The organism is Leptospira langatensis (assembly GCF_004770615.1).
Taxonomy (GTDB): Bacteria; Spirochaetota; Leptospiria; order Leptospirales; family Leptospiraceae; genus Leptospira_B; species Leptospira_B langatensis.
The window spans coordinates 280573-293042 of the sequence record NZ_RQER01000011.1; the positions used below are offsets into that span (position 1 = coordinate 280573).

A 12470-nucleotide genomic window follows, 5' to 3' on the forward strand; every position below is an offset into this window, starting at 1 on the left:
TAAATCTCCGAAAACCGCTAGAATCTATTTCTTGCGCGTATTGGGACCGATGCAAAGTATACTAGTTGATTACGTTTATCTTGTTTTGATCATTCTAGGATTGGTTATGCTTGCCAATCGTATAGGCTTAGCGTATCCGATCGTTCTAGTTGTGGGAGGGCTCGTTATCAGTTCTCTCCCTTTCTTTAGGGATATAACGATCACCCCCGAGCTTGTGTTCCTGATCTTTCTTCCCCCATTATTGTATGAGGCGGCTTGGCAGGTTTCTTGGAAAGAGTTCTGGAAATGGAGAAGGATCATTGTAAGCTTCGCTTTTTTGATCGTGATCGTTACTGCCTGCGTGATCGCATTCGCTTCTTCCGCATTGATCCCCGAATTTACTTTGGCATTGGGCTTTCTTTTAGGCGGGATCATTTCTCCTCCGGATTCGATCTCTTCCGTTTCCATCATGCGTCAGGTCAGGGCGCCCAAAAGCCTGATCAGTATTGCAGAAGGAGAAAGTCTACTGAACGACGCTTCCTCTCTTATTGTATTCCGTTTTGCTTTAGCGGCGGTGATCACGAGCCAGTTCCATTTGCAAGACGCTGCGTTTAGTTTTGTCCTGGTGGTATTTGCTGGAGCCTTGATCGGTCTCGCAGTCGGTCTCGTATTTTACGCGATCCATCGTTGGCTTCCGATGACTCCGAGTATAGAGATTGTTTTGACCTTCGTGACTCCGTATTGCATGTACTATTTGGCGGAACATTATCACTTCTCGGGAGTTCTCGCAGTGGTTTGCGGAGGTCTTCTTCTATCTAGTAGACGCAGGGATTTTTTAAGTTATGCGAGCCGTATCCAAGGAGTGAATGTTTGGAATAGCATCGTGTTCATTTTGAACGGGTTGATCTTCTTATTGATCGGATTGCAATTGCCTTCCATCGTTGGACAACTAGGTGATATTAGCCTAACAGAGGCTATCTTTTACGGTCTTTCGATTTCCTTGATCTTGACGATCACTCGGGTCCTACTTTGCCTGGGTGCCTCGGGCTTTACTCGCTTTATGAGCAATTTTATTACTGTGGCCGAAGTGAATCCAGGTTGGAGATTACCTATCGTTCTAGGATGGTCGGGCATACGAGGCGTCGTTTCTTTGGCAGCTGCTCTTTCTATTCCTTTGTATATAAATGAAGGTCAACCCTTTCCTTATAGAAATCTAATATTGTTCATTACCTTTATCGTGATCTTGACTACAATGATCCTGAACGGACTATCCCTTCCTTGGCTGATCCGTAAGTTGGATGTGAGGGATTTTAACGAAAGTATCCCGGTCCACACACAAGAAGTGATCATCCAGAAAAAGTTAGCCGTCCATTCTTTGGAGTATTTAGAAGCCAAAGGCAAGGGCACCGGAAAGCAAAACAAGCATCTTCAGAATCTGATCGACCGGATGAAAACGGAGCTTGGTTATTTTGAAGAAGAACTGAAAGGTTTCCGGAATTCGGAAAGAAGGGACTACGGAACCGTTTATTTGGAGCTATTGCAGTACCAGAGAGAATTATTGGATAAGATCAATCATCAGTCGGAGTTCGACGAAGAGCTGATCCGAAAATACCATGCTCTCGTCGATATCGAAGAGTTTAAGACGAGGGAAAGTGACCCGCTCGAACCGGGATCCATTTCTTGATCCTTCCTGGCAGCAGGACCCGGTAGACAATTTAATATTCCTTTTTCTTGAATTGTCTTCCGGGTTCAGATCACTTATTCAGACTCGGTGCAGTTAAGTCCTTGTCTTGTTTGTTGTTATCTTCGGTATTAACGTCTATGCCGCCGGCAGGATCCGGTTTCTTGCCTGGAATATCGAAGATATTGAACGGTTGGATCTTGTCATCCTTAGGCAGCTGATCATACTTCCAGCCACCGCCTAACGCACGGATCAATCGTACGGAAGCCTTGTTCAATTCCATTTTGACTAGAATGGCATCGATGCGAGCTTCCATAGTACTGACCTGAGCATAGATCAATTCCAAGCTGTTGCTGAGTCCCCCTTGGTACAATGCCATCGTCATATTCTGTACCTGCAAGGCCGCATCCACTGCTGCATCCTGGCGTTCGGATTGAGAAGACATGAGGGAAGTTTCCGTCAGACCATTCTCAACTTCTCTAAATGCGTTCAAGACAGTAGAGCGATAGTTGTCTTCCGTTTCTCGGTAGGCAGACCATGCTTGTTGTAATTGAGCACGACGATAGCCCCCTTGGAAGATCGGAAGGGAAACAGTCGAACCGTAAGACCAGAAACTATTGGCTAACTGGACCAGGTTCATTCCCCCTTCGAAACCCCCTCCTGCATTAAACGAGATATTAGGGAAGAAGGCGGCTCTAGCGATCCCGATATTCCGGTTTGCTATCGCCATTTTACGTTCCATGGAAGCTACATCCGGTCTACGCTCTAGCAATGTGGAAGGAAGAATACCCGGCACCTTGAACGAAGCCATCTGTAAGTCTTCTACAGGAGGGATCCTGAAATTGGATGGAGCTCTGTTGACCAAGATCGCGATCGCATTCTCGATCACTCGCATCTTAGCCTGTATATCCAAACGTTTCGCCTGAGTACTAGAGAGAAGGAACCTTGCTCTCTGCACATCCAGCTCCGGAGCAAGACCGCTCTTATACCTTTGCTCTACGAGAGAGAGAGATTGCTCATAATACTCGATGGAAATTCGATATGTATTGTCTTGCGCGTTCAAACCTCTGAAAGTAAAGTAATCCGATGCAAGCTCCGCTTGTAAGCTCAATCTTGCTAGAGCGTAATCAGCAGCCACGGACTGAGCTGTATAGATCTTTGCCCGTGTAGAATTACGGATAGAAGACCAAAAGTCAGGTTCCCAAGAAGCAAGGCTCCCGACATTGGCAGTGCCTTCGTAAGTATGTTCCCCGTCTCCGCGAAATAAACGATTATCGGATTGCTTGTTATTCGATCCGCTAAGGCCGACCCCTAAGTGAGGGATCAATTGGGAACGGATCTTAAGCATTTCATCTCTTGCTTGTACGAAGCGTTCCGCTGCAGCTTGTAAGTCCGGGTTTGCGGAGATCGCAAGCTCTTCCAGTCGGTTCAGTACAGGATCGTTAAATAGTTTCCACCAATCGCTTTGGATCGCTTCTCCTTCGGAAGGATTTGCTTTTACAAACGGACCGGATCCGCTCCAAGAATCCGGAACCACAAAATCGGTGCTCTTATACTTAGGGGCAAGGTCTATCGCAGGGCCGCTCAAACAAGAAACAAGTAAAACTGTTAATGGAAGGAGTGAGGCCCATTTTTTATAAACCATATGCAAGGCGGTTGTTTTATTTTTCTTTATGTATAAGGTTTTGCTCATTTGGACGCTACGGGTTCATGTTTTGTATTATCTTTCTTAACAACATTCATATCCGCATATCCAGTTCTAGGCTCGACCACTTTCACTTTGTCTCCTTCGAGAAGAGAAGCCGATGGGTTATTTACAATACGATCGTTTGTATCCACTCCGTCCCTGACTTCAATGATCGTATCGACGATCTTATTGATAGTGATCGGTTTGAAATGGATCTTATTGTCATCGGTCACTGTAGCTACCTGTGTGCCTTTTTCATCGAAGACCAAGGAGCTGGAAGGAATTGTTAAAAGATCCTTTTTTACAGCCGCGGTAAGGGTCACTTGAGCAAAAGAACCTGGCCATAGGGACCTGTCCTTATTGTCGATCGTGAACTCGGCTACCACAGTCCTCATATTCAGGTCGAAACCTTTCGCCATGGTAAGGAAGTTAGCGATGAATTTCCTGTTCGGGAATTGCTGAACGGTCAATTCCGCAGTCAAGCCCGGCTTGAGCAGATACGCGAAGGTTCCAGGAACAGAAACGAATAATCTCATCTTATGGATCTCCGCCACGGTGAAAAGGTTAGAAGGAGTTTTGCTGTCGTCAATATTCCCTTCTTGGTTTACATAATCCCCGACGTTGATATTCCTTTGGATCACGACTCCTTTGAATGGAGATACGATCGTCTTGAAGTTCATTCTTGCCTTGAACTTATCCACGTTCTTCTCGGCGGATTTCATCTTAGCTTCTTCGGAGTTCTTGTCTGCGACTGCGACCGAAATGGACTGCTCGGAAACTGCATGAGAATTTCTTAATGCTAGATAACGATCCGCGGTGACTGCTGCAAGTTTATACTTTGCTCTTTGCGAGTCTAGATCCGCTTCTGCCTGCGCATATTCCGCATCCAGCGCGGGAACTCTGATCCTTGCTAGAACATCTCCTTCTTTCACTTCCGCGCCATAGTCCTTGTACCACATCTTCACATAGCCTGATACTTGCGCATAGATTACGGCTTCATACCATGCTCTGATTGTCCCGGGAAGAGTGATTGTCTCTAACGGGTTCGGAGGCTCGGGATTTACAACGGAAACCTTCGGAATGGATCCTTCCAATGCTTCCTGTTTGAATTTCTCCGCGCTATGGATCTGCTGATAGAATACATAGCAAAGGAATATACCTCCGAATGAGATCGAAGAAAGTGTTAAGAGTTTTCTTTTAGGTAATTTTGGGATCATGGGGTTATCCTTTCTGGGCGTTTGATTTGTTGTTATATATGATCGCATAGATACATGGCACGAAGAAGAGAGTAGCGAATGTTGCCACTAACAGTCCTCCGATTACTGCACGACCTAATGGAGCGTTTTGGGAATTACTCATGGACATAGGGACCATTCCTATGATCATCGCAGAGGCAGTCATGATCACCGGTCTGATCCGAGAATAGCCCGCTTCGATCGCTGCCTTGACTGCGTCTCCGTGAACCATCAAGCGGTCCCTTGCGTAGGACACGACTAAGATCGAGTTTGCAGTCGCAGTTCCCATACACATGATGGCACCAGTTAATGCTGGCACCGAAATGTATGTGCGTGTGAGAAATAGGGACCAAGCAATTCCTGCCAAGGCTCCCGGAAGTGCCGTGATGATAATGAACGGGTCCGTCCAAGATTGGAAGTTAACCACGATCAATAGATACACGAGTAAGATCGCGAGGACTAATCCGCCTAATAGCTCGATATATGCGCTTCTCATCGTTTCTGCCTGACCAAGGATCTCGATCGCGGCTCCTCTTGGAAGCTCGCTCTTCATAGATTCCATGATACGTTCCGCGTCCGAAAGAACGCCGCCTAAGTCCCTTCCTTCCGCAGAAACATAAACGTCAATCAGAGGAAGAAGGTTTTGGTGAGTTACGAGACCGGGAGTTCCCGTAGGAGTAATGGTTGCTAGATTTCCTAAGAGTTGGATCCGATTTTCCGAATTATCCTCTAAGTCGCCTTTATTAATGGGCACAGTGAGTAAGTCTTCTGTCCTTCTCATCTGAGGCTGAGGCACATAGATATTGATCTGATAAGAAAGACCGGTTTTCCGATCCATCCAATATTCTTGATCGATCTGTTGGCTTCCCGAAGTCGCTAAGAGCATATTCTCCGCGACCGCTTTCAGAGGAAGGTCTACGTTGATCCCAAGACTTCTGTTCCCGTTCACAAGAAGTGTAGGAGTGCTCATTGTCTGTTGGATCACAACGTCCGCCGATCCGGGGATCGTCCTCAGTTTTCCCTGGAGTTTTTGAGCGAACTCGAAGTTCTTCTCCAGATCCATTCCATTGATCTGAATATCAATAGGAGAAGGGGAGCCGAAGTTTAGGATCTTCGCAGTCAAATCCGCAGGTTGAAAGGTGAATACGGTTCCAGGATAGAGTTCGCTTAATCCTTTTCTCAGGGTTTGTCTATAATCCCAAACCGGAGACTCTTCGTCTTTCAGCTCGATCGTTAAGTCGCAGTCCTGGGAACCGATCGTAGGAGTAGGAATGAACGCAAGGTTGTGAGGACCGACTGGAAGACCGCAGTTACTCAGAACACTCTCCACTTTATCCGGAAGCAATTTCTTAATGTCTTCCGAAACAAGGGTGGCTATTCTTCCTGAAACTTCAATACGAGTTCCTAGAGGAGCGCGCATATGCATTTGCAGAGTTCCCGCCTTGATCTCAGGGAAGAAGTCCCTTCCGTTCAGATAGAATAGAACAAGGGAACCTGTAGCAATTGCAAGGAAGACAGTCACGAACTTCTTACGATTCGCTATTACTGTTTGCAATAAGATATAGTAGCGCTCTCTGAAGTCCGTGAATCCATGTTCGAAGCCTTTTTGAAAACGTTTCAGATATCCGATCGCTTCGCCTAATAACGCAATACGAGGATTTGTTTTCTTCGTCACAAACACTTCATGATGAACTACAGGTGCGTGCTTAGATTTGCCCGCCTTGGACGCAGATCCATGGTTGTCAGCAGCATGCCCATGTCCATGATCATGTGCGGTGAGTAGATACTTGGCCATGGTAGGAACAAGAGTTCTGGAAAGAATGAAAGAAGCGATCATCGCCAATGCAACCGCTTCGGCCATAGGCATAAAGAGCCAACCGGAAACACCGCTCAATTGGAAGAGAGGGAACCAAACGATAACGATTGCAAGTGTCGCAACGAAAGTCGGGATCACGATCTCGTTCGCAGCATCGATGATCGCAGTTTCTAACGGTTTACCCATCTCGATGTGGGTGTCTATATTCTCGATCATCACCGTCGCATCATCCACAAGGATACCGACGGCTAACGCTAAACCACCCAAGGTCATCACATTGATGGATTCGTGGAGCAAATGAAGACCGATGAGAGAGCTCAAGAGTGAAAGAGGAATAGAAGTCGCAATGATTGTCGTAGCTCTCCAAGAACCTAAGAACAATAATACTACGAGTCCGGTCAGACCGGCAGCCAATACCATCTCGTGAACCACATTCTCGATCGAGTCTTTAACGAATACCGAAGCATCGTTTAACATCTTGATCTCAACATCGTCCGGAGCGATCTGTTTGATCCTTGGCATTACTTTACGGATCCCGTCTACCACATCCAATGTGGAGGCCTCGCCGCTTTTCATTACAACGATCAGAACGGATTGTTTTCCGTCTACGAGGACGGAGTTCAATTGAGGAGGACCGCCTAAGGCAACGTTCGCAACGTCTCTCATGAAGAAGGTGCTATTCCCCACGCGTTTGATAGGAATATCGTTAAAATCTTCCACAGCGAGAGGGATAGCATTCGTCATTACCATCCAGTCGGTCTTACCGATCTTCTGGTCTCCCGCAGGTAGCACGGCACTCTGCTCATTGAATGCCTTAAACACGTCCATGGGGGAAAGATTTCTAGAAAGAAGCTTTTGCTTATCCAATGAAACTAAGAGCTGCATCGGAGTTCCGCCGTAAGGCTGAGGAATGATCGCACCCGGGATCGTAACGAGCAAGGAACGGATCCTCATGAATGCGAGGTTATAGAGTTCCGCCGGAGTCATCTTCTCCGAAGTAACCTGGAGCATGGCAACAGGAACGGAAGAGGCCTCCAAGCGCATGATCATAGGTGGTGAAATGTCCGGAGGCAGGGACGTCACCACCGTCTGCGAGATTGCCGCTACCTCCGCTTCGGCACCCGCAAGGTTCGTATCCGGTTGGAGTTCGATATTGATGATACTACTTCCATAATAGGATCTACTGTTGATGGCTTTGATCCCTTCTACTGTACTGGTTAAGGCTCGCTCGAAAAAGTAGGTGATCCTTCCGGCTACGTCGGAAGGAAGCATACCTTGGTATCCCCATACTACGGAAATAACCGGTATCTTAATATTGGGGAAGACGTCAGTCGGTGCCTTGAATATGGATTGGATCCCGAATAAAAGGATCAGGATCGCGAGCACCACGAAAGTGTATGGTCTCTTAAGTGCGATGAGTACTATTTCGTTCATGTATGTAAAACTCCATCGACATCTACCGTCCTTACGGAGAAACTTAGCCTATAGCGACTTGAGCAAGGGGCCGGCAAGAGACTAAATCGACTTGAGAGCGGCCACATTGCCAATTCTCGGTGGGAAGAGCTTGGCGGTGTTTTTTGTTTCATTTTCTGTTCCTCTTATATTAGTAGCATTATATAGAGGTAAAATCGTCCCGGTTTATAAGCCTGGACTGAATTTCAGAGAACCAACTATGAGTAGACTGACAGTATTTCTCGTTTTAGCCCTGATTTTTGGAGTGTCCACACAGACATATGCCCAAGGGGATGAGAACGGGGTCGGGCACCTGCGCATTCTCAATCGGGATCATGCGAACTGGAAGCAGATCGATGATTTCTCTGTGCTCCTAGACTGGGGATTCTATTCGGAGCCCATCGATCTACGTTTCCGGATCGGCAATTTACCAGAGGAATCCAAAACCGAATTCTTGATCTTTCCTTGGAGCCATTTGGATTCCGTTCAGGTCTGCGATCTCAAGGAGGAGAATTGCGTTCAGGCTGGCTTCGGGCATCCGGTGGATGAGTGGTTGATCCCGGGAATATTCCCCGTTTTCCCGCTGCGAAAATTCTTAGAGCATAGTTCTGAGATCAACGTAAGGATCCAATCCAGGAACTATATACTCTCCGAAGTCCGTTTAGTGAGCGCGGAGGAGTTGTATTCTATTACGACCTTATATTCGGCGATCATGTTCTCCCTTCTTGCGGTTGTGATTGTCCAGATCGCATATCTGTTGAATTCCTATTTTCGCCTTAGGTCTAAATGGATCTTGTATCAGATCCTGTTTTCTTTCGGGATGGCGCTTACATTTCTGTTCGTATCCGGGATCGCTTCTAGATATCTTTTTCCAGGATTTGGTTTTCCTCTTTCCTTAGGTAAGAAGATCATGATCGGTTATTTGATCATCTCCGGAACTCTATGGGTCTCTCATTTCCTGAAGATCAGGCAGAACTTCAAACCGATTTGGTACTTCTACAATGCGGTGAACTGTATCTCCGGGATATTGATCGTTTTAAGTTTCACTCCATTCCCTAGGCTATTCATTTCCCGTTCTTTTACGATCCTTTACTTAGCGGTGACCGGGATTGCGATCGTTTTAAGTATCATCGCTATGAAACGCAAGACGATCCAGACCCGTTGGTTCGTAATGAGTATGTTCTCCCTTCTCGCAATAGAGATATTGAATATTATCTCGTACAAGACCTATTTCTCCTTTGATGGTAAGAGCTTCCTATTCTTCATGGGATTCTTCGTTCCTATAAATATATTCCTGACGAGTCGAGTTGTCCGTACTCGGATACGTGAATTGGAATTTGAGATCGCCTTAAGAAGAAAGGAACTGGAAAACTTTCAAAATGGTATAATGGAGAATCAGTCGGACCCTAGCGGCGAGAAAAGAAAGTCTACCATTATCGGCATCAATGTAGAAGAGACCTTGGCTAGATTGAATCGACTCCTGGATGAAGACAAGATCTATATGGAGGAAGAATTGCGGATCAGCGATCTTGCTGCCGTTTTGGGTCTGTCGGTGCATCAGGTGTCCGAGCTTCTGAACCAGGTGCTGAATATTTCCTTTCCGGATCTACTTAAGAAATATAGAATAGAAGAAGCGAAACGGATCATTGCAAACAATCCTTCTGTAAACATATTGAATCTTGCCTTTTCTGTGGGCTTTCAATCCAAATCTTCCTTCTATGATTCTTTTAAGAAATATACGGGACTGACTCCTCAGGAATTTCGGAAGACTTTCTTACCGGATTCGGATGAGGAGCCAGAAACATAGTCTTACAGTCGGAATTCGGGATGAATTGCAATATTCATCCAAATTCTAGGCATGATATTTGCTTTTAGATCCCATTCTTCGGCATTCCAATTTACTTTGTCTGCCTCTTCCTTTGCTAAATATGTAATATAAACTTCTATTTCCGCGCCATTTCCATAGTTATCTTTCATAGGAAAAAAGGCTCCGATTTTACATTCTCCGACATTCTTGTAATTCTTATATATGGAGATATAGGATTCTGCCATTTTCGTTTTAATCCAGTCGATTCGTAATTTTTTCGGATAATCAAGGGTACCCTTAGCGTCGAATTCAATTTCTATTCCTAGCAATCCATCGGCAGCGCGGGTAATGTCAATCTTTTTCAGGGCATTTTCTCCGATCTGCTTTTTCACGATCAATTTGATTTGCTCTTCTTCACTTAAGGAAGCGATCTCTTCTTTGCTCAGCTCATACTTAGGGGGAGAGAATGCTCCAAAGAGAGCCAAAGAAATGATAAAAGGGATACCAAATAGAAGAGAGGTCTTCTTTCTGGTCGGATCCTTGATCCATTTAGAGAATATCTCCGGTTTCTTGAGTCCGGCAATGAATGCCAGTAATAGGGCTAATGTCACGATGGTCAAAATTTGATGCATGCGGAAGGATGTAATATTAGCAATAATTATGTAAATGCTAAATTATTTATTACTAATTAACTTTTTGCGAATGTTGTTTCGGATATATCTCAATTGGGTAATGGATTTTAGATATCCAATTTGTGTGGTGGGATTTCAAGTGAAGGGAGGGTTGGTTTCAAAAAAGATTTTCACTCCTTTTCGAAACCAATCCTTCAGATCTTAGTACCAGTTAATCAATTCAACTACAGTAGTTGGGCTGGACTCTTTGACTAAGGCCTTGAATTTTTCCGTATCACTCAGGCCGTCTTTCCCGCGGTAATGATATGGATAAACTACTTTCGGTTTAAAGTCTTTGACTGCATCTGCCGCTTTTTCTACGGACATCGTGTAGGGCTGGTTCATGCAGAGAAAAGCGATATCTATATTCTTCAGAGCTCTCATTTCTTTGATATCTTCGGTATCTCCGGAGATATAGATCGTCTTTCCGCCGAACTTGATCAAATATCCGTTTCCTCTTCCTTTCGTATGTTTATCCAAATGCTCTTTGGTGATATTGTACATTGGGATCGCGGAGAAGGTGATATCTCCTACGGAAGTGGACTGGCCGTTCTTCAGGCGAGTGATATTCGTATATTCTTTCGCTTCTTTGGCCACTGCTTCCGGAGCGATGATCGGTGTTTCTTTCGTTGCAATCTCGCCTAAGGTCTTTAGGTCCATATGGTCCGGATGGATATCCGTAATAATGATCAGGTCCGGTTTTTTCAGATCCTTGTATTTTTCTCCTCCCCAAGAAGGATCCACATAGATCGTTTTATCTCCGATCGTGAGTACCATACTTCCATGAAAGATCGGTTGTATTTGGATAGAAGTTGGAGTGCTTGGAACTTCTATTTTTGGTTTTAAGGACGCACTGGCGCAGGCTACAAGAGCGAGCGAAATTGCGGTCCAAAGAACGACAAGGGATGCGGTTCTTTTAGTTAGTAAAAGATTACTCTTTGATTGCATTAAGGTCTCCTTATTTTCGATCGTGATGCTTGCGATAGATAGAAAGTCGAGCCGATCGAATGGCCAAGGTATTTCTCTTTTTGCAGACTGTAAAGATAAGTACTCGATTAGACCGAAGGACAATCGTCTAGTTTAAGTTTCTCTAAAGCCGATGAAAAATGGCTACATTCGCATGAGATTCGGCTACAAGAATAATCTAACTAGAACGAACTTCTAATACTCAAAACGGATCGGAATTACAAATACAGTTTCTGCAAGGATCTCTTAGCAAGGAGAAGGTATAATGAAGATCGTAGTTACAGGTTCGTTAGGGAATATTAGTAAACCTCTTACGGAGGAATTGGTACAAAAAGGTCATTCGGTTATTGTGATCAGCAGTAATCCGGAAAGAAAGAAGGAAATAGAAGCGTTAGGAGCGATTGCTTCTATCGGAAGTATGAGTGACAGTAATTTCTTGTCTAAGACCTTTCAAGGTGTGGATATCGTGTATGCCATGGAAGCGCTTGGATATCATAGTTTCTTCGATCAAGACTTGGATGTAATGGAGGAGATCAACAAGATCGCTTATAATTACAAGGAAGCCATCCAAAGATCTGGGGTTAAAAAGGTGATACATTTGAGTAGCATCGGAGCGCATACCGATTCAGGGAACGGAATCCTTGCCTTTCATTACAATGCGGAAAATATCCTTAAGCAATTGCCGGAGGATGTTTCGATCAAGTTCATGCGTCCCGTAGGATTCTATTACAATCTGTTTTCCTTCATACAAACGATCAATGCGCAAGGCTCGATCGTTTCTAATTATGGAGGGGACGAGAAGGAACCCTGGGTCTCTCCTAAGGATATCGCATCGGTGATCGCAGAAGAGGTCGATGCGGGATTCGAGGGAAGAAGCATCCGATATATTGCAAGTGACGAGCTTTCTCCGAACGAAGTTGCAAAGATATTGGGAGAGGCGATCGGGAAGCCCGACCTGAAATGGCTGGTGATTTCAGATGAGCAGTTACTGAATGGCATGATAGGCGCAGGAATGAATCCCAAGGCGGCAAAGGGTTTTACGGAAATGAACGCTTCTAGACGGGGAGGAGTATTATATAAGGATTATAATAACCATAAACCGGTACTGGGAAAGACTAAGTTAAAAGACTTTGCAAAGGATTTTGCGGAAGCCTACAATCGGCAAAAGTAGATTCG

General features: G+C 45.1%; 8 protein-coding genes. 3 read left to right on the plus strand and 5 right to left on the minus strand.

Annotated elements, in window-relative coordinates; genetic code table 11:
- The first annotated feature begins 49 nt into the window (after positions 1–49).
- Entirely contained in the window at positions 50–1663 is a 1614-nt protein-coding gene (locus tag EHO57_RS17375; protein WP_135642206.1) for a Na+/H+ antiporter, read from the plus strand.
- Between the two features lie 70 nt (positions 1664–1733).
- Here the strand turns inward: EHO57_RS17375 and EHO57_RS17380 are convergent, their stop codons facing one another.
- Genes EHO57_RS17380 through EHO57_RS17390 form a run of 3 tightly spaced genes read right to left on the minus strand, consistent with a single transcriptional unit; the run spans position 1734 to position 7832 of the window.
- Positions 1734–3353 carry an efflux transporter outer membrane subunit gene (locus EHO57_RS17380; RefSeq protein WP_246050776.1) on the minus strand — a complete coding sequence of 540 codons (1620 nt, stop codon included), beginning with the start codon at positions 3351–3353 and terminating at the stop codon, positions 1734–1736.
- Positions 3350–4564 carry an efflux RND transporter periplasmic adaptor subunit gene (locus EHO57_RS17385; RefSeq protein ID WP_135642208.1) on the minus strand — a complete coding sequence of 405 codons (1215 nt, stop codon included), beginning with the start codon at positions 4562–4564 and terminating at the stop codon, positions 3350–3352. Before EHO57_RS17385 ends, EHO57_RS17380 begins: the two co-directional genes overlap by 4 nt.
- 4 nt (positions 4565–4568) lie before the next feature.
- Positions 4569–7832: an efflux RND transporter permease subunit gene (locus EHO57_RS17390; protein WP_135642209.1), complete on the minus strand. Its 3264-nt coding sequence runs from the start codon at positions 7830–7832 to the stop codon at positions 4569–4571.
- A 238-nt stretch (positions 7833–8070) separates the two neighbouring features.
- Between EHO57_RS17390 and EHO57_RS17395 the strand changes: the two genes are divergently transcribed.
- A complete protein-coding gene (locus EHO57_RS17395; RefSeq protein WP_135642211.1) occupies positions 8071–9657 on the plus strand; it encodes a helix-turn-helix domain-containing protein in 1587 nt (528 codons plus the stop codon).
- A 2-nt stretch (positions 9658–9659) separates the two neighbouring features.
- Here EHO57_RS17395 and EHO57_RS17400 read toward each other — a convergent pair whose 3' ends face one another.
- Entirely contained in the window at positions 9660–10289 is a 630-nt protein-coding gene (locus tag EHO57_RS17400) for a hypothetical protein (RefSeq protein ID WP_135642213.1), read from the minus strand.
- A gap of 201 nt (positions 10290–10490) precedes the next feature.
- The gene (locus tag EHO57_RS17405; RefSeq protein ID WP_135642215.1) at positions 10491–11276 is read right to left on the minus strand and encodes an MBL fold metallo-hydrolase; all 786 of its coding nucleotides are present in this window, start codon (positions 11274–11276) and stop codon (positions 10491–10493) included.
- 283 nt (positions 11277–11559) lie between these two features.
- On the opposite strand from EHO57_RS17405, the gene EHO57_RS17410 reads away from it, so the two are divergent.
- Positions 11560–12465, plus strand: coding sequence for an SDR family oxidoreductase (locus EHO57_RS17410; protein WP_135642217.1), 906 nt, complete (start codon positions 11560–11562; stop codon positions 12463–12465).
- Positions 12466–12470: the final 5 nt, after the last annotated feature.